We start from the raw sequence: 16832 nt of genomic DNA, 5'->3' as shown, positions 1-16832 counted from the left end.
AGGGAAGCCCCTCCTTTTCTGATCCTGATGCGTCTTAGCTAGGGACGCGCGGCCTGTATCTCAAACCCCATCAGTCAACGCACGAGCGCCCCCGTGGGCGCAACGCGCTGACGGAGGGCGATCCCGGGCAAGGCCCATGGGACCGGAAGCACACAGAGACTCCCGGAAGGTTTGCGCGGGGGTACGGCGATCGGCGGGCAAAGTCAAGTTTGTCAGCCCGATCATGCTTGTTTCAAAGGCAGCGATGCGAAATCACCGGTGCGCGCGCGCTTAAAATGATGCAGTATGAGAACAATCTTGCCGGTTGTCCGGCATTGGCTGGATTTCCCGGTTTTACTTTTGTATTTTTTTGTGGAAGTTGCTAACTTGGCGACCAATCGTCTCTAACGGAGTTTTACCATGAACAAATTCATCCTGGCGACCGCAGCGGTCGCCCTGTCCGCAAGCACCGCAATGGCTGGCATGTACGGCGACACCGCCGAAACCGAAACCGACCCCTACGTTCCGGTTGAAGTTGCTGCTTCCAGCTCTTCCGCAGCCGGTGGCGTTGGCACGGCTCTGGCCGTGATCGGCGGCTTGGTTGTCGTCGGCGCTCTGGCAGCTGCCAACGATGGCGACTCGTCGTCCTCGACCGGCACCCCGTAAGCTCGGGCTACGGCCATAAGAATAAAGGGTTGCGGTCTTTCCTGACCGCGCCCAGCACTGTTGCCGGCAACCTGAAGAAGGTGGCCGGCAATTTTGTTTTCAGCCTCCGGCCTGTACCGCGGCGGCTGAAAGCGTGGACAGTCCCGCCATGCCGGATGGACTTGTATTCCCCCGCCCGGGGCGGCGATGATGCGCCGGTCATACAGCAGGGCGAGGCAGGCATATGGAAAACTGGGACGAGGTCAGGACGGCCTTTCACGTGGCGCGGCAGGGCACGGTCAGCGGGGCTGCCGACATCCTTGGCGTGCATCATGCGACGGTGATTCGTCATATTGATGCACTGGAGGCCCGGCTGGGCGTAAAGCTGTTCCAGCGCCACGCCCGTGGCTATACGGCAACAGAGGCCGGCCAGGATCTGCTGCGCGTCGCCCAGACCACGGACGAGCAGTTCCATCAGCTCGAAGGGCGAATCAAGGGGCGCGGCAGCGATGTGTCGGGCGAATTGCTGGTGACCTCGCTCGTGGCCTTTGCGCCGCTGATGGTCGGGGCGCTGACGTCCTTTCGGCAGGCCTATCCGGATGTGACCGTGCGCTACCTGACCGATGACCGGGTATTCCGCCTGGAATATGGCGAGGCCCACGTCGCCCTGCGCGCCGGGAAGCAGCCAGAAGAGCCCGACAACGTGGTCCAGCCCTTTGCCCGGCAGGACATCGCGATGTACGCCAGCAAGGACTATGTCGCCCGGCACGGTCTGCCCGAAACCGCCGAGGCTCTGCAGGACCACTTTTTCGTCGGACACGACAACCTGGACAATCGCGCACCCTTTCTGCGCTGGTTGCGCGATGCCGTGCCCACCGCGAATATCGTGTTCCGCACGACCGACAGCCGCGTGATGGAGCGCGCGATCCTCGCGGGGGCCGGGATCGGGTTCATGGGCGCACGCGAGGCGACACAGTTTCCCGAACTGGTCCAGGTCATGCCGCCGCGCGAGGAATGGACCTCGCCGCTGTGGTTGGTCACCCATGTCGATCTGCATCGCACGGCCAAGGTGCAGGCCTTTCTGAGCCATCTCAAGGATTACACCGGCGAAGGGTCCGCCAGATGACCGAGGCGGGAAAGGGGCATCTTGCGATGTTCTGTTTCTCGGCCCTGGTCGCAGGATCCTTTTCACTGGGCGGCCTGGCAGCGCCCTTCATCGACCCTGCGGTGATGAACGCTGTGCGCTTTGCCATTGCGGCGCTGTCGCTGTGGGGGCTGGCCTGGGCGGGAAACGGGATCACCCGGCAGGTGTTTCGGGCGCCCTGGCGCTATGGGCTGCTGGCTGGCCTGTTTGCGATCTATTTCGTCACCATGTTCGAGGGTCTCAAGACCGCGTCGCCGGTCAGCATGTCGGCGGTCTTTACCCTGAACCCGGCGCTGACGGCGGTCTTTGGCTATGTCGTCCTGCGGCAGATCACGACAGGATGGATGGCGCTGGCCATTGCCGTGGGCGGAGCGGGCGCGTTGTGGGTGATCTTTGACGGCAACGTGGCGGCGCTGCGCGGTTTTGAGGTTGGCCGGGGGGAAACGGTCTATTTCTGGGGCTGCATCGCCCATGCCCTGTATTCGCCGCTGCTGCGCAGGCTGAACCGGGGCGAACCCGCCCTGGGGTTCACGGCGGCGATCCTGACGGCCGGGGCGGTACTGCTGGGGATCTGGGCCTTTGGGCCCTTGCTGGCCACCGACTGGTCGGCGCTGCCGCCCATCGTCTGGGTGACGTTGGTCTATGTGGCCCTGCCGGCGACGGGGGTGACATTCCTGATCCTGCGCTATGCCACGCTGCGCCTGCCATCGGCCAAGGTCATGGCCTATACCTACCTGACACCCAGTTGGGTGATCCTTTGGGAAATCGGTCTGGGCAAGGGCGTGCCACCCGCGCTGGTGCTGCCCGGGGTCGGGCTGACGGTGCTGGCCCTGGTGATGCTGCTGCGTGAATAGGGGGCGCCGGGGTGGAACCCTGGCCTATGGATCGTCGGCGTGATCGGGCAGTTCCTGGGCCAGAAACCGTTCGAAGGCGTCCAGATTGACCGGCTCGAACTGACCAAAGCCCTGCATCCAGACAGAAGCGTCGCGCAGTGCGTCGGGTTCCAGTTTGCACCATTTCACCCGGCCGCGCTTTTCCTGGCTGATCAGCCCGGCGTTGGTCAGCACCGTCAGGTGTTTGGAAATCGCGGCCAGCGACATGTCAAAGGGTTCGGCCACGTCCGTGACGGCCATGTCATCCTCAAGCAGCATCGAAAGGATGCGGCGGCGGGTGGCATCGCCAAGGGCGGCAAAGACGGTGTCGAGGCGGTCGGTCATCACCGCTCATAAGGACGGTTGCGGGGCAGGGGTCAAGGGTGCTGCATGAAAACTCAACCAGATCGTTGAATATGCCAAAGCGGCGGATTGGGCCCAAATCCCCGCTGCGACGGAATGACCTTGCCTGGCGGCGTTGGAAGTGTTTCTTTTTAATTCAGTCACTTACGTTCTGTTCCGCGCCCCTTAACCTGTTGTTGACTCAGGCGCGCCCTCGGCTTAGCAACCACTCAACTCTCTGAAAGGGGTGTTTTGCGTGAGCGACGTTGATCCGAAGGACAAGCTGCAAGAGCTGGAAGCCCGGATTGCAGCGGTCAAGAAGGCCGGAGCGCAAGGCAAGGCACACCAGGAAGAGCACTACTCTCAGGCCAACCTGGCCTGGCGGATGGTGACGGAAATGGTGGCCGGTCTCGGGATCGGCTTTGGCATCGGATACGCGTTGGACATGGTGCTTGGCACCACCCCGTTCCTCATGGTGCTGTTCACATTGCTGGGGATCGCCGCAGGCATCAAGGTGATGCTGCGCAGCGCGGCCGAGATCCAGAAACAACAGATCGCCCAGCTGGGCGGAGACGTCGAAGGGGCCACCCGCAAGCCGGGGGCCAACGAAGGGGACAAGAATGGCGACTGAGACGCATGGTGCAGAGGCCGCAGAAAGCAGCAGCCTTGTTTTTCACCCGATGGACCAGTTCATCGTAAAGCCGCTTTTCGGTGACGGCCTTGTCGGCATGTTCACCATCACCAACGTCACGCTGTGGCTTTTCCTGGCCATTCTGGCGATCGTCGGCCTGATGGTGATCGGCACGTCGCGCCGCGCGGTCATCCCGACCCGCAGCCAATCGATTGCCGAACTCGCCTATGGCTTTGTCCACAAGATGGTCGAAGACGTCACCGGCAAGGACGGACTGAAGTATTTCCCCTACATCATGACCCTGTTCATGTTCATCGTCGTCGCCAACTTCCTTGGCCTGCTGCCGATGTCCTTTACCACCACGTCGCATTTCGCGGTGACCGTGGTTCTGGCCATGGCGGTGTTCCTGACCGTGACCATCCTTGGCTTTGTCAAGAACGGCGCGTCCTTCCTGGGCCTGTTCTGGGTGTCGTCGGCACCGCTGGCGCTGCGTCCGATCCTGGCGATCATCGAACTGATCTCGTACTTCGTGCGCCCCGTCAGCCACAGCATTCGTCTGGCCGGCAACGTCATGGCAGGCCATGCCGTCATCAAGGTTTTCGCAGGCTTTGCGGCCATTGCCGCCATCAGCCCGCTGTCCGTTGTCGCCATCACCGCGATGTACGGTCTGGAAATCCTCGTGGCCTTCATTCAGGCCTACGTTTTCACCATTCTGACCTGCGTCTACCTCAAGGACGCACTTCACCCGCATCACTAATGGAAGCGGTGGGGCTGGACCCCACCCTACCGCATCTACCTCAACTTCCAATCGTAAGGAGAATTCACATGGAAGGCGATCTCGCACACATCGGCGCAGGCCTGGCAGCAATCGGTTCCGGCGCAGCCGCAATCGGGGTTGGCAACGTTGCAGGCAACTTCCTTGCCGGCGCACTGCGCAACCCCTCGGCAGCTGCTTCGCAGACGGCCACCCTGTTCATCGGCATCGCATTCGCAGAAGCGCTGGGCATCTTCGCCTTCCTCGTTTCGCTGCTGCTGATGTTCGCCGTCTAATCCACGGAACACCGATCCTTACGCGCGGGCGGCTTGGCCATTGTTAGGCCGCCCGATGTAGAGACCACGTTTCGACGGAGAGCGACATGGCGACCGAAACCCACGGGGCAGAGCATGCAGCAGCAGCTGTAAGCGCCTGCACGGACTCTCATGGCTCCGCCATCGGGATGCCGCAGCTTTGCGGCGAATGGATTCCCAACCAGGTCTTCTGGCTGGTTATCACTCTTGTGGTGATCTTCTTTGTTCTTTCGCGTATCGCGCTTCCGAGGATTGCCTCGGTTCTGGCCGAACGTCAGGGGACAATCACCAACGATATCGCAGCCGCCGAAGAGCTGAAGCGCAAGGCACTTGATGCCGAAGCTGCTTATGAAAAGGCACTGGCGGATGCCAAGGCCGAGGCACAGGCCATCGCGCAAAAGACGCGTGATGAAATCAAGGGCGACCTTGATGCTGCTCTGGCCAAGGCTGACGAACAGATTTCTGCCAAGGCAGCCGAGTCTGCAAAGGCCATCGAAGACATCCGGGCATCTGCCATGGGTGCCGTCGAAGAGGTCGCCAAGGACACGGCCGAGGCCATCGTTGCTGCCCTGGGCGGCAAGGCCGATGCCAAGGCAATCGCAGCGGCTGTTGCCAGCCGGGTAAAGGGGTAAATCGAATGCGCAAGCTGATCCTTCCCGCCGCCCTCGCTGGCTTCACCGCGTCCCCGGCATTTGCCGCCAGCGGGCCGTTCTTCTCGCTGGGCAACACGGACTTTGTCGTGCTGCTGGGCTTCTTGCTGTTCATTGCGGTCCTGTTCTACTTCAAGGTTCCCGGCATGCTGGCCAAGTTGCTGGACAAACGGGCCGAGGACATCCGCAACGAACTGGACGAAGCGCGCGCCCTGCGCGAAGAGGCCCAGACCCTGCTGGCCAGCTACGAGCGCAAGTCGCACGAAGTCAAAGCGCAGGCAGACCGCATCGTGGCCCACGCCAAGGAAGAGGCCGAGCTGGCCGCTGTCCAGGCCAAGGCCGATATCGAAGCCTCGATCCAGCGTCGTCTTGCGGCTGCTGAATCGCAGATTGCCTCGGCTCAGGCCGGTGCCATCAAGGAAGTCCGCGATCGCGCTGCTTCGGTGGCCATTGCCGCCGCGCAGGATGTTGTTGCCGCTCAGATGACCGCCAAGGACGCGGGCAAGCTGATCGACGACGCCATTGGCGAAGTGGGCGCCAAGCTGCACTAAGCGGCCGCGACCACACTGGAATTCAAAGGGCCCGGCGCTTGCGTCGGGCCTTTTGCCGTGCGGCTGTCGGGACACGCAATTTGCCAAAGCATTTGCCCCATCCTTTTCTTGACGGCGCACACAAGATACTGTTTGAGCGATCTTCCACAGGCAGATATGTGGGATGAAAAAGGGGCACGACGTGGCACATATCATCGTTGTCGGGAACGAAAAGGGCGGCGCGGGGAAATCCACCGTGTCGATGCATGTGGCGACAGCCCTTGCGCGATTGGGCCACCGTGTCGGCACGCTTGACCTGGACCTGCGCCAGCGCAGCCTGGGCCGATACATGGAAAACCGCCGCGCGCATCTGGAAAAGATGGGCATGGATCTGCCCAGCCCCAACCACGTGGAACTGCCCGAAGTCGACAGCGCCACATTGGCCCCGGGCGAAAACGCCTTTGACCACCGGCTTAGCCAGGCCGTGGCCGAATTGGAGCCGAAATCGGATTTCATCCTGATCGACTGCCCCGGGTCGCACACGCGGCTTTCGCAGGTGGCGCATTCCTTGGCCGATACGTTGATCACGCCGCTGAACGACAGCTTTGTCGATTTTGACCTGCTGGCGCGGGTCGATGGCGATGGCGAAAAGATCCTTGGCCCGTCGGTCTATTCCGAAATGGTCTGGAGCGCCCGTCAGCTGCGCGCGCAGGCCGGGCTGAAGCCGATCGACTGGATCGTCTTGCGCAACCGACTGGGGGCGCAGCAGATGGTCAACAAGATGAAGATGGAAAACGCGCTGGTCCGCCTGTCCAAACGCATTGGTTTCCGCACCGCGCCGGGGTTTTCCGAGCGCGTGATCTTTCGCGAACTTTTCCCGCGCGGGTTGACCTTGCTGGATCTCAAGGATGTGGGTGTCAAGCAGTTGAACATCTCGAACGTCGCGGCGCGGCAGGAATTGCGCGATCTGATCAAGGCGCTGAAATTGCCGGGGGTCGAGGTCAGGTTCTGACCCCGCCCTTTGCGCGCATGAAAAAGGCCGGATCGTAGGATCCGGCCTTTGTTTTGTTCAGACAGAGGTACGGGGGTTACTCGGCCGGAACGGCGACAGCGGCGCTTTTGGAAAAGTGCTGCCGGTTCAGGCGAAGCACCAGCCAGACGGCGACCAGTTGCGACGCGATGGCAATGGCGGTCACGACCCAATAGGCGGTGCCGAACTTGGTCACAACATCCGCGGCCACCAGCCCCTTGTTGATGAAGAACTGCATCATCACCGAAAAGGCCACGAAGGGGCAGACCAGCGCATAGGACCCGGGCGAGGTTTTGGACCCGATGACGAAGTCGTTGAAATACCCCTGCGCCTTGAGAACCACGGCACCCAGCCCAAGAAAGGCGACCTGGATCGACAGCAGGCGGGCAAGGAAAACCATGGTTTCCCCGGCATTGCCATGCGCGTCAAAGGTGGTGTGCAGCCCGTGGTCCTGGCGAATGAACATGATGCCCAGCACGGTCACGATGGGAACGATGATCATCAGGGTCGGGCCTGCTTCGCGGGCGGTGCCATAGTGCAGCATCGAGGTGACGGCCGTGGTTGCCGCAAGGATCGTGTAAAGGATCGCGATGACGCCCAGCACGGTCGAGGCAATCAACGACACAGCCACGGTTGCGGGCGCCGTGCTCATGGCGGCGGGGGCCGAAAAACCGACAGCGACCATGGCGATGGCAAAGGCCGGGGTCAGCTGCGCAAAGGAATTGTGCGCGGTGACGTCGAACAGGCCCCCTTTGGACAGCACGCGGCCAAGGAATTCACCAATCAGGCGGAAGGCGATCCAGCCGATCAGGGCAAAGGCGACCATGGCCATCGGGAACAGGTATTCGACGATGCTCCACAATTTGGGCACAAAGACCAGGCCGACGATGAACAGGGCGTTCACGGTCATCGCCATGGCCAGCGGCATCGCCAGAAGGGTGCTTTCGGCGTTGGAATTGCGCAGCGTTTCATAGGCCGGGGTCCGTTTGAACGCGGCATAGGCGTTCAGGTTCCAGATCAGCGACTTGATGTTCAGAAAGGCGAAATAGGCGATGCCCACCACCGCGATGGCGATCCCGGCCTGCATAGGCAGGCTGCCGCTGCTCCAGGCTGCGGCGATGTCTTCGAAGACGGGCACCGGCGCGGCGGGGTGGGGAACCCAGAACATAAGGAACATGAAGAACGTCACGGTAATCCCCCCTGCGCCCAGCGAGGCGAGGAAGTAGATCGGCGAATAGCTGTCCGCCGGACGGGTTTGCGTTGCAGCCATTTTGGCCTCCGATATAAATATTCCAACTACGGAATGTTATATACATTCGATAGTTGGAATGTAAAGCAAAACTTTTGGGCCAGACCAAAGCGGTTAAACGTTTGGTAACCCTGATCGCGGGACACTAAGGGATGCGCTTTTTGACATTCCTCATGCTGTTGCCTCTGATGGCCTGCGACACCGCCGGGCCTGGCTTTCGTGGGGTCGACGCCCGCGAGGTCACTTACGAAGGGTCGCGGTTCACGCTGCGCCTGCGCGAAAACATGGCCGAGGTAATCCGGACATCGCCCGAGATGCTGCCGCGATTCGAAAATGTCGCGCGCCGGGCCGCCATTGCCACACAGATCGAAACCGGCTGTCATGCCGCCTGGGTCGAGGGCGATCCAGCGATGATGCTGATCGGCCTGTCGTGTGATGGCGAACGCCCCCCAAAACGCCCCAAACGGCCCAGAATGCTGTATTGCGACCTGATCGACCTGCAAGGCCGGGGCGGCCTGCTGCAAGGATCCATGACCTGTTTCAAGTCGTGACCCCAAGAAAAATCGCAATATCTTGTGGAGAAGTCAGTGCCCGAACCCATATGAAGCGGTTGGTCGGTTGACAGAACCCTGACCAAAGCGCCAGTCTTTCCCGCACCAATGGAATCGGGGCAGCGTTTTTGCGGTTTACCAAGCTCAGACTGACCGGCTTTAAAAGCTTTGTGGATCCGACGGACCTGACGATCGCCGACGGTCTGACCGGAGTCGTGGGTCCGAACGGCTGCGGCAAATCCAACCTGCTCGAAGCGCTGCGCTGGGTCATGGGCGAAACCCGCGCCAAGGCGATGCGCGGCGGCGGCATGGAGGACGTGATCTTTGCCGGTGCCGCGTCGCGGTCGGCCCGCAACTTTGCCGAGGTCTGCCTGACCATCGACAACAGTGACCGGCTTGCCCCCGCCGGGTTCAACGACAGCGACCAGCTGGAAATCGTCCGCCGCATCACCCGCGACGTCGGCAGCGCCTACAAGGTGAACTCAAAGGACACCCGCGCCCGCGACGTGCAGATGCTGTTTGCCGATGCATCGACCGGGGCGCATTCCCCCGCGCTGGTCCGGCAGGGGCAGATTTCGGAACTGATCAACGCCAAGCCCAAGAACCGCCGCAAGGTGCTTGAGGATGCGGCCGGGATCGGCGGTCTGTACCAGCGCCGTCACGAGGCCGAGCTGAAGCTGAAGAACACCGAGGCAAACCTGCTGCGCGTCGATGACGTGATCGAAGCGCTGGCCGGGCAGCTGGGCCAACTGGCCCGCCAGGCCCGCCAGGCCGCTCGCTATCGCGCCATCGGAGAAGAGCTTCGCCGCGCCGAGGGCATGTTGCTGTACCGCCGTTGGCGCGAAGCTGACGAAGCCCGCCAGACCGCCGACGAGCTGTTGCGCAGCCGGATCACCCAGGCCGCCAAGGCCGAGGCTTTGGCCCGCGATGGCGCGGCCGTCAGGCAATCGCGCGAGGACGCCCTGCCACCGCTGCGCGAGGAAGAGGCAATTGCCGCCGCGATCCTGCAACGGCTCAGCGTGCAGCGCGACACCCTTGCCGATCAGGAAACCCAGGCCGAGGACCGCATCAGGACCTTGACGGGCCGGATCGAACAGCTGACCCGCGACATGGAGCGCGAGGCTGGCCTGAACCGCGACGCCGGAGAAACAATCGAGCGCCTGGAATGGGAGGCCCGCGAACTGGCCAAGGCCGCCGAGGGCCATGACGACAAGCTGGCCGAGGCCGCCGAGGCCGCGCGCGAGGCCGCGACCGTCCTGCAGGAACGCGAGGCCGATCTGGGTCAACAGACCGAAGACGTTGCCCGCCTGGCCGCGCGCCACCAGTCAGCGCAGCGCTACCTGGCCGATTGTCGCAAGACCCTGGAACGCAGCGAAACCGAAGCGGCACGCGCCCGCGAAACCGTGGATGCCGCCAAGGCCGCGCTGGCCGAAAGCCGGCTGTCGTCAGAAACCGCGCAGGACCGCCAGGAACGCGCGCAGGCCATGGCCGAACGGGCCGAACGTGTCCTGGCCGATGCCGAAGCAGCGCGGGCCGAAACCCAGGCCCGCGAGGCAGACGCCCGCGCCGAGCGCTCGGAATCCGAAGGCGAGACCAATGCCCTGCGCGCCGAAGTCACGGCGCTGGCCCGGCTGCTGGACCGCGATACCGCCGAGGGTGGTCAGATTCTTGACCGGTTGCAGGTCGAGCAGGGCTTTGAAAAGGCGCTTGGCGCGGCGCTGGCCGACGATCTGCGCGCCCCCGAGGTCGAAGAAGACGGCCCCACCGGCTGGGCGGTGCTGCCGGCGTATGACAAGGATCAGCCGCTGCCGCAGGGGGTCACCGCGCTGTCGCAGCACGTTTCGGTGCCCGACGTGCTGAGCCGCCGCATGGGGCAGATCGGGCTTGTATCCTCGGACGAAGGCAACCGGCTGCAACCGCTGCTGCAACCGGGCCAACGGCTGGTCAGTCTTGAGGGCGACCTGTGGCGCTGGGACGGGTTCCGGGCCTGGGCCGAGGATCAACCCTCGGCCGCGGCGCTGCGGTTGGAGCAGTTGAACCGGCTTGAGGCGCTCAAGCAGGAAATGGCCGCCGCCACCGCCCGCCTGGACGGCACCCGCGCCGCGCACGAGGCACTGACCGCCCGGCTGGCCGACCTGACCCGCGCCGACAAAGCCGCGCGCGAGGCCCGCCGCGAGGCTGACCAGGAACTGACCCAGGCCGCCCGCGCCTTTAACCGGGCCGAGGCTGATCGCGACATGGCCGAGGCCAAGCTGGAAAGCGCCTCGCTTGCGGTCAAACGCCACGAGGACGAAGCTGGTGCCGCCCGTGGCCAACTGCTTGAGGCAGAGCGCGCACTGGCGGGGCTGGACGATCTGGAGACCGCGCGGCTTGAGGTCGAGGACGTCAAGATGACGGTCGAGGCGGCGCGTATGACGATGATGTCGCGGCGGTCGGCCCATGACGAACTGCGCCGCGAAGGCGAGGCCCGCAAGGGGCGCAGCCAGCAGGTGACCAAGGAATTGTCGGGCTGGCGTCACCGCCTTGAAACCGCCGAAAAGCGCGCCGGGGAACTGGCGGAACGCAAGGTGCAGGCGGAACAGGATCTGGCGCAGGCCTCGGAGGTTCCGGCCGAACTGGCAAGCAAGCGTGAAGAGCTGTCCTATCAGATCGAAAGCGCCGAGACCCGCCGCGCCGAGGCCGCCGACGCCCTGTCGAGCGCCGAAAGCGCCCTGCGCGAGGCGATTTCGAATGAACGTGACGCCGAGCGGCTGGCCGGCGAAGCCCGCGAGGCCCGCGCCGCCGCCGAAGCCCGCGCCGAGGCCGCCCGGGAAACCGTGACCGCCGCCGCCGAGCGCATTCAGGAAGACCAGGAAACCACCCCGGCCAAGCTGCTGGAAAGCCTTGCCACCGATCCCTCGGAGATGCCCGCCGCCGATCAGATGGAGGCCGAGGTCGGCCGGCTCAAACGCCAGCGCGACGCCTTGGGGGCGGTGAACCTGCGGGCCGAGGAAGACGCCAAGGAAGTCCAGGAGGAGCACGACGAGCTGGTCACCGAAAAAGCCGACCTGGAAGAGGCGATCAAGACCCTGCGCAACGGGATTTCCAGCCTGAACCGCGAGGGCCGCGAACGGCTGTTGACCGCCTTTGAGCAGGTGAACAGCAATTTTTCGATGTTGTTCACCCACCTGTTCGGGGGCGGCGAGGCGAACCTGGTCATGGTCGAAAGCGATGACCCGCTGGAAGCCGGGCTTGAGATCATGTGCCAGCCGCCGGGCAAGAAACTGTCGTCACTGTCGCTGCTGTCCGGCGGGGAACAGACGCTGACCGCGCTGGCGCTGATCTTTGCGGTGTTCCTGGCGAACCCGGCTCCGATCTGCGTTCTGGACGAGGTCGACGCCCCCCTGGACGATGCCAACGTCACGAGGTTCTGCGACATGCTGGACGAGATGTGCCGCCGCACCGACACGCGGTTCCTGTGCATCACCCACCATGCGGTCACCATGGCGCGCATGGACCGCCTGTTCGGCGTGACCATGCAGGAACAGGGTGTTTCGCAACTGGTGTCCGTTGACCTGAAAGTGGCCGAAAAGCTGGTGGCCTGAGGCCGCTGCACGGCGCTTGTTCCTGGCGGAACATCGCCCCGCCCACCGTCCCGTTGGCGCTTTCGTGATCGGGCGATGCTTGTGCTGGTCGCCGTCCGATTGCCGCGCTAGACAGGGCCCATGCGCCTGTTTGTCTTGACGACCCTGACCATGGTGGCCTTTGCCGCCAATTCCGTACTGACCCGGGCCGGTGTGGCCGGGGCGGGGCTGAGTGTCGAGCTGTTCGGCCTGATCCGCCTGGCCTCCGGCGCGCTGATCCTGTTGGGGCTTTGCCTTGCCACCGGCCGCAGGGTGGCTCTGTTCAGCCTGCGCCGCGCGGCCAGCGTTCTGGGACTTGTCCTGTACATCATCGGCTTTACCTACGCTTACCTGGGAATGGATGCCGGTCTGGGCGCGCTGGTTCTGTTCGGAACCGTGCAGGTGACGATGTTCGCCGGCGCGGTGCTGCTGCGCGAGGCCTTGCCAGCCTTGCGTGCTTTGGGTGCCGTCATGGCGCTGGCCGGGCTGATCTACCTGGTCTGGCCCTGGCAAGAGATCGCCCAGTCCCAGATCGCGCTGGCCATGATGGTCGTCGCGGGCCTTGGCTGGGGGCTGTATTCGCTGGTCGGGAAGGGCAGCGCCGATCCCCTCGCGGATACGGCGGCAAATTTTCTGCTGGCCAGTGTCGCCCTGCCGCTGATCTTTCTGGCCATGGGCAGCGCGCCGATCGCGACCGAACAGGTTCTGGCCGGCGGGCGCGGTGTCTGGCTTGCGGTGGCAAGCGGGGCTGTTGCCTCGGGGTTGGGCTATGCGCTTTGGTATCGGGTTCTGCCGGAGCTGCCGTCATCGGTGGCGGCGGTGGTGCAGCTGACCGTGCCGCCCATCGCGCTGTTGGGCGGTGTCGTGTTCCTGGGCGAAGCGTTGACGGCGAAGTTCGCCATTGCGGCGCTGGTGATCCTGGGCGGCGTGGCCCTGTCGGTGTTGGGGCCGCGCTATCTGACGATGGCTTCGAGGGGGTCATAGGCAAAGCCTGCGCCCCAGGCGATCCGCGGCAGGCTGTCCGGTTTCAGTTTCAGCCGCGCCGCCTCGGCGCGTGAAAAGAACCGCCGGCGGTCGACGATGCCTTCGGGATCTTTCCAATCGTCCGACAGCGTCCCGGCGGTGATGCTGGCGCGAAAGAACACTTCGACCTGGTGAAAGCTGCCCGCGGGATCGTGAAATTCGTTGACCAGGCAGGGTGCGCCGACCTTGATCCGCAACCCGGTTTCCTCAAAGACCTCGCGCGCGAGATTGTCGGACAGGCTGCTGCCGCGTTCGACCCCACCGCCGGGGGCGCACCACAGATCGCCTTTGGCGCCCGGCCAGGCGTTGACCAACAGCAACCGGTTTTCATGCAGGATCACGGCGCGGGCGGCAAGTCGCGGACTGGGCATGGGCCTCTTCCTTTTGGTCTTTTCTTACGGCGCTGCGACGGGCTATGCCAGCGGTATGAAAGCGCTGATCCTGACCCTAGCCTTGCTGATGTTTGCCGCGCCCGCCCGCGCAGGCGATTGCGTGATCATGCTGCACGGACTGGCGCGGACCGAATACTCCTTTGCCATCATGGCCAAGGTGTTCGAGGCGCGCGGCTATACGGTGGTCGTTCCGGGGTATCCATCGACCGAGGCGCGGGTGCAGGTGCTGGCAGACGAAGTCCTGCCCAAGGCCGTGGCCAGCTGCGGCGAGGCGCCCGTGCATTTCGTCACCCATTCGATGGGCGGCATCTTGCTGCGGTTCTGGCTGCGCGATCACCGGCCGGATCACCTGGGACGGGTCGTGATGCTGGCCCCGCCGAATCAGGGCAGCGAGATCGTCGATGAACTGGGCGGGCTGGAACTGTTCGAATGGATCAACGGTCCGGCGGGGCTGCAACTGGGCACGGGTCCGGCGGATCTGCCACACCTGTTGCCGCCGGTGGATTTCGAACTGGGCGTGATTGCCGGATCGCAATCCCTGAACCCTTTGTTTTCCGCCATGATCCCGGGGCTGGACGATGGCAAGGTGTCGGTCGAGGCAACCAAGGTCGAAGGCATGCATTGGCACATCACCCTGCCGGTCACCCATACCTTTATCATGCAATCGCCCGCCGTGATGGGGCAGACGGCGCTGTTCCTGGAAGAGGGCCATTTCGACCCGGACCTGGACTGGGCACGGCTTTTCGACGCGCGGCAGTTGTCCTGCCTTTTGGGGAAATGCAATGGCAATTGAATGCACGCTAGTCGGCGCGCGTGTGCTGAGACCCGAGGGTTTTGAGGTCGATGCGCTGAGCCTGTCGGGGGGCGCGATCAGAGAAACCGAGGTTGGCCGGCAGGTGGACCTGGCCGGGTATGACGTGCTTCCGGGCATCGTCGATGTACACGGGGATGGCTTTGAACGGCATATGGCGCCACGGCGCGGCGCGCTGCGCGAACGCGACGCCGGGATGGTGGCCTGCGCCGCCGAGCTGGCGGCCAATGGCATCACCACCGCAATGCTGGCGCAGTTCTGGTCCTGGGAGGGCGGCATGCGCGGGCCGGACTTTGCCGAAGAGGTGTTTGACAGCGTGGCGCAGGTGGCCGGATCGGTCCCTGTCGACCTGCGGCTGCAACTGCGGCTGGAAACCCACTACCTGGAGAGTTTCGAGCGTGCCGAGGCCGCGATTGAACGGTTCGGGATCGGCTATGTGGTGTTCAACGACCACCTGCCGCACAAACGCCTGTCAGAAGGGCGCAAGCCGCCCCGGCTGACCGGGCAGGCGTTGAAATCCGGGCGCAACCCCGAGGATCACCTGCGGTTGATGCGGGGGCTGCATGAGGCCTCGGCCAGGGTACCGCAGGCGTTGGATGCGCTTTGCGCGCGGCTGGCCGGGCAGGGCGTGCTGATGGGCAGCCATGACGACCATACCGCCGAGACCCGTGCCGCGTGGCGCGCGCGCGGCGTCTGCGTGTCGGAATTCCCCGAAACGATGGAGGCGGCAGAGGCCGCGCGGCAGGCCGGAGAGCCGATTGTTCTGGGGGCGCCGAACGTGGTGCGCGGGGCAAGCCATGCCGGGAATGTCTCGGCCATTGCGTTGATCGCCGAGGGGCTGTGCGATGCGCTGGCCTCGGACTATCACTATCCTGCGCCGGCGCGCGCGGCCTGGCGCTGTGTGGAACTGGGGCTTTTGGACGAGGTCGCGGCCTGGGGGCTGGTATCAGCCGGTCCGGCGCAGCTTTTGGGGTTGGAAGATCGCGGTGCGCTGGTGCCGGGCAAGCGGGCGGATCTGGTTGTCATGGAGCCCGAGAGCCGCCGGATCGTTGCGACGCTTGCAGGTGGGCAAGTGGCCTGGATGAGCGGCGCTGTGGCGGGGCGGTTCCTGGGATGAAAGCGCAGGCCGGGGGCGCTGCCCCCGGACCCCCGGGATATTTTTGGCACAAAGAAACCGGGGTCAGGGTTTCACGATGCGGTTGACGTGTCCCATCTTGCGGCCGGGTTTGGTTTCGGCCTTGCCATAAAGGTGCAGGGCGCAGCTGCCATCGCGGGCCAGCGCCGGGACGCGGTCCATGTCGTCGCCGATGAGGTTTTCCATGATCACGTCGGAGTGGCGGCTGCCATCGCCGAGCGGCCAGCCCGCGACCGCGCGGATGTGCTGTTCGAACTGGCAGATGGTGCAGCCGTTTTGCGTCCAATGGCCGGAATTATGTACGCGCGGGGCGATTTCGTTGACGACAAGCCCTTGGGGTGTAACGAAAAGTTCGACCCCCATGACGCCAACGTAATCCAGCGCATTCAGGATGCGACCTGCCAGCAATACGGCGTCGGTTTGCAGGCGCGACGGGATATTGGCGGGCACGGTGGTGGTGCTGAGGATGCCGTCCTTGTGGACGTTTTCGCCCGGGTCATAAGCCGAGACCTGGCCATCGGCGGCGCGGGCGGCGATGACTGAAATCTCGATCGAGAAGGTCACGAAACCTTCGAGGATTGCCGGGGCGCCGTTCATGTCGGCCAGGGCCTGGGGGGCCTCTGACGGGGTCATGATCCTTGCCTGCCCCTTGCCGTCATAGCCGAAACGGCGGGTTTTCAGGATGGCGGGGGTGCCGATGGTTTGCAGGGCCTGATCAAGGCTGGCAGCGTCGGTGATGTCCGCGAAGGGGGCGGTTTTCAGGCCGAGATCGGACAGGAATGTCTTTTCCGTCAGGCGGTCCTGGCTGATGCGCAGGGCCTCGCGGTTGGGGTGGAGAGGGCGCAGGGATTCGAGGATGTCGAGCGCAGAAGTCGGAATGTTTTCAAACTCATATGTGATGACGTCGACCGATTGGGCAAAGGCCCGCAGCGCGGTTTCATCCTCGTAGGCGGCGGTTGTGACGGCGTGCGCGACATCGGCGGCCGGCGGGTTGGCGCCCGGTTCAAAGATGTGGGTCTTGAACCCAAGGCGGCTGGCCGCGACGGACAGCATGCGGCCAAGTTGACCGCCGCCAAGGATTCCGATGGTCGATCCGGTGGGAAGAGGCGTGGTCATGGTCGGCTCCTGCAGGGATTCGGTACAAAACACGGCCTGTTTGGTACAGATTGCAGCCGTGG

18 protein-coding genes are annotated in these 16832 nt (G+C 64.0%); 14 read left to right on the top strand and 4 right to left on the bottom strand.

The genetic code is table 11. The annotated features are described in order from the left end of the window. The first annotated feature begins 399 nt into the window (after positions 1–399). The 3 genes from QF118_RS01580 to QF118_RS01570 all read left to right on the top strand — a co-directional run bounded on the left by QF118_RS01580 (position 400) and on the right by QF118_RS01570 (position 2622). On the top strand, positions 400–645 hold the full coding sequence (locus QF118_RS01580; protein WP_282300885.1) for a hypothetical protein: 246 nt from the start codon (positions 400–402) through the stop codon (positions 643–645). A 223-nt stretch (positions 646–868) separates the two neighbouring features. After that, on the top strand, positions 869–1750 hold the full coding sequence (locus QF118_RS01575) for a LysR family transcriptional regulator (protein WP_282300884.1): 882 nt from the start codon (positions 869–871) through the stop codon (positions 1748–1750). Beyond that, a complete protein-coding gene (locus QF118_RS01570; protein WP_282300883.1) occupies positions 1747–2622 on the top strand; it encodes a DMT family transporter in 876 nt (291 codons plus the stop codon). Before QF118_RS01575 ends, QF118_RS01570 begins: the two co-directional genes overlap by 4 nt. 24 nt (positions 2623–2646) lie before the next feature. Here the strand turns inward: QF118_RS01570 and QF118_RS01565 are convergent, their stop codons facing one another. After that, on the bottom strand, positions 2647–2985 hold the full coding sequence (locus QF118_RS01565) for an ArsR/SmtB family transcription factor (RefSeq protein ID WP_282300882.1): 339 nt from the start codon (positions 2983–2985) through the stop codon (positions 2647–2649). A 253-nt stretch (positions 2986–3238) separates the two neighbouring features. Between QF118_RS01565 and QF118_RS01560 the strand changes: the two genes are divergently transcribed. The 6 genes from QF118_RS01560 to QF118_RS01535 all read left to right on the top strand — a co-directional run bounded on the left by QF118_RS01560 (position 3239) and on the right by QF118_RS01535 (position 6873). After that, positions 3239–3613 (top strand): AtpZ/AtpI family protein, encoded by a 375-nt coding sequence (locus QF118_RS01560; RefSeq protein WP_282300881.1) that lies wholly within the window; start codon positions 3239–3241, stop codon positions 3611–3613. Then, positions 3603–4370 (top strand): F0F1 ATP synthase subunit A, encoded by a 768-nt coding sequence (locus QF118_RS01555; protein ID WP_282300880.1) that lies wholly within the window; start codon positions 3603–3605, stop codon positions 4368–4370. The genes QF118_RS01560 and QF118_RS01555 overlap by 11 nt, the downstream gene beginning before the upstream one ends. A gap of 68 nt (positions 4371–4438) precedes the next feature. Next, positions 4439–4663: a F0F1 ATP synthase subunit C gene (locus tag QF118_RS01550; RefSeq protein ID WP_005981269.1), complete on the top strand. Its 225-nt coding sequence runs from the start codon at positions 4439–4441 to the stop codon at positions 4661–4663. Between the two features lie 86 nt (positions 4664–4749). Continuing rightward, positions 4750–5313 (top strand): F0F1 ATP synthase subunit B', encoded by a 564-nt coding sequence (locus QF118_RS01545; RefSeq protein ID WP_282300879.1) that lies wholly within the window; start codon positions 4750–4752, stop codon positions 5311–5313. Positions 5314–5318: 5 nt separating this feature from the next. Further along, positions 5319–5882 (top strand): F0F1 ATP synthase subunit B, encoded by a 564-nt coding sequence (locus tag QF118_RS01540; RefSeq protein WP_282300878.1) that lies wholly within the window; start codon positions 5319–5321, stop codon positions 5880–5882. Between the two features lie 181 nt (positions 5883–6063). Next, positions 6064–6873 carry a division plane positioning ATPase MipZ gene (locus tag QF118_RS01535; protein ID WP_282300877.1) on the top strand — a complete coding sequence of 270 codons (810 nt, stop codon included), beginning with the start codon at positions 6064–6066 and terminating at the stop codon, positions 6871–6873. 76 nt (positions 6874–6949) lie between these two features. Here QF118_RS01535 and QF118_RS01530 read toward each other — a convergent pair whose 3' ends face one another. Then, on the bottom strand, positions 6950–8161 hold the full coding sequence (locus QF118_RS01530; protein WP_282300876.1) for a TsoY family (seleno)protein: 1212 nt from the start codon (positions 8159–8161) through the stop codon (positions 6950–6952). 152 nt (positions 8162–8313) lie between these two features. On the opposite strand from QF118_RS01530, the gene QF118_RS01525 reads away from it, so the two are divergent. The 3 genes from QF118_RS01525 to QF118_RS01515 all read left to right on the top strand — a co-directional run bounded on the left by QF118_RS01525 (position 8314) and on the right by QF118_RS01515 (position 13277). Beyond that, a complete protein-coding gene (locus QF118_RS01525; protein WP_282300875.1) occupies positions 8314–8691 on the top strand; it encodes a hypothetical protein in 378 nt (125 codons plus the stop codon). A gap of 128 nt (positions 8692–8819) precedes the next feature. Next, complete coding sequence (smc, locus tag QF118_RS01520; RefSeq protein WP_282300874.1) at positions 8820–12275, top strand: chromosome segregation protein SMC; 3456 nt, start codon at positions 8820–8822, stop codon at positions 12273–12275. Positions 12276–12395: 120 nt separating this feature from the next. Further along, positions 12396–13277, top strand: a complete 882-nt coding sequence (locus QF118_RS01515; RefSeq protein ID WP_282300873.1) for a DMT family transporter — start codon at positions 12396–12398, stop codon at positions 13275–13277. On the opposite strand, the gene QF118_RS01510 is transcribed toward QF118_RS01515, so the two are convergent. After that, on the bottom strand, positions 13247–13687 hold the full coding sequence (locus QF118_RS01510) for an NUDIX domain-containing protein (RefSeq protein ID WP_282300872.1): 441 nt from the start codon (positions 13685–13687) through the stop codon (positions 13247–13249). The genes QF118_RS01515 and QF118_RS01510 overlap by 31 nt on opposite strands. 55 nt (positions 13688–13742) lie before the next feature. Between QF118_RS01510 and QF118_RS01505 the strand changes: the two genes are divergently transcribed. Further along, on the top strand, positions 13743–14501 hold the full coding sequence (locus QF118_RS01505) for an esterase/lipase family protein (RefSeq protein ID WP_282300871.1): 759 nt from the start codon (positions 13743–13745) through the stop codon (positions 14499–14501). Beyond that, positions 14491–15636, top strand: a complete 1146-nt coding sequence (locus QF118_RS01500) for an alpha-D-ribose 1-methylphosphonate 5-triphosphate diphosphatase (protein ID WP_282300870.1) — start codon at positions 14491–14493, stop codon at positions 15634–15636. Before QF118_RS01505 ends, QF118_RS01500 begins: the two co-directional genes overlap by 11 nt. Before the next feature lie 63 nt (positions 15637–15699). Here QF118_RS01500 and QF118_RS01495 read toward each other — a convergent pair whose 3' ends face one another. After that, positions 15700–16770 (bottom strand): 5-(carboxyamino)imidazole ribonucleotide synthase, encoded by a 1071-nt coding sequence (locus tag QF118_RS01495; RefSeq protein WP_282300869.1) that lies wholly within the window; start codon positions 16768–16770, stop codon positions 15700–15702. Between the last annotated feature and the right edge of the window lie 62 nt (positions 16771–16832).

Source organism: Tropicibacter oceani (assembly GCF_029958925.1).
GTDB lineage: Bacteria > Pseudomonadota > Alphaproteobacteria > Rhodobacterales > Rhodobacteraceae > Pacificoceanicola > Pacificoceanicola oceani.
Note: the sequence above shows the minus strand (reverse complement) of the source record. Positions and strands in the feature narration are given on the sequence as shown.

What these genes read in the sequence shown, in the direction of transcription:
- QF118_RS01530 (WP_282300876.1), bottom strand. Translation starts at nt 8,161, where the DNA reads ATGGCTGCAACGCAAACCCGTCCGGCGGACAGCTATTCGCCGATCTAC.
- QF118_RS01495 (WP_282300869.1), bottom strand. Translation starts at nt 16,770, where the DNA reads ATGACCACGCCTCTTCCCACCGGATCGACCATCGGAATCCTTGGCGGC.
- QF118_RS01575 (WP_282300884.1), top strand. Translation starts at nt 869, where the DNA reads ATGGAAAACTGGGACGAGGTCAGGACGGCCTTTCACGTGGCGCGGCAG.
- QF118_RS01525 (WP_282300875.1), top strand. Translation starts at nt 8,314, where the DNA reads ATGCTGTTGCCTCTGATGGCCTGCGACACCGCCGGGCCTGGCTTTCGT.
- QF118_RS01570 (WP_282300883.1), top strand. Translation starts at nt 1,747, where the DNA reads ATGACCGAGGCGGGAAAGGGGCATCTTGCGATGTTCTGTTTCTCGGCC.
- QF118_RS01510 (WP_282300872.1), bottom strand. Translation starts at nt 13,687, where the DNA reads ATGCCCAGTCCGCGACTTGCCGCCCGCGCCGTGATCCTGCATGAAAAC.
- QF118_RS01565 (WP_282300882.1), bottom strand. Translation starts at nt 2,985, where the DNA reads ATGACCGACCGCCTCGACACCGTCTTTGCCGCCCTTGGCGATGCCACC.
- QF118_RS01545 (WP_282300879.1), top strand. Translation starts at nt 4,750, where the DNA reads ATGGCGACCGAAACCCACGGGGCAGAGCATGCAGCAGCAGCTGTAAGC.
- QF118_RS01500 (WP_282300870.1), top strand. Translation starts at nt 14,491, where the DNA reads ATGGCAATTGAATGCACGCTAGTCGGCGCGCGTGTGCTGAGACCCGAG.
- QF118_RS01515 (WP_282300873.1), top strand. Translation starts at nt 12,396, where the DNA reads ATGCGCCTGTTTGTCTTGACGACCCTGACCATGGTGGCCTTTGCCGCC.
- QF118_RS01580 (WP_282300885.1), top strand. Translation starts at nt 400, where the DNA reads ATGAACAAATTCATCCTGGCGACCGCAGCGGTCGCCCTGTCCGCAAGC.
- QF118_RS01505 (WP_282300871.1), top strand. Translation starts at nt 13,743, where the DNA reads ATGAAAGCGCTGATCCTGACCCTAGCCTTGCTGATGTTTGCCGCGCCC.
- QF118_RS01550 (WP_005981269.1), top strand. Translation starts at nt 4,439, where the DNA reads ATGGAAGGCGATCTCGCACACATCGGCGCAGGCCTGGCAGCAATCGGT.
- QF118_RS01540 (WP_282300878.1), top strand. Translation starts at nt 5,319, where the DNA reads ATGCGCAAGCTGATCCTTCCCGCCGCCCTCGCTGGCTTCACCGCGTCC.
- QF118_RS01555 (WP_282300880.1), top strand. Translation starts at nt 3,603, where the DNA reads ATGGCGACTGAGACGCATGGTGCAGAGGCCGCAGAAAGCAGCAGCCTT.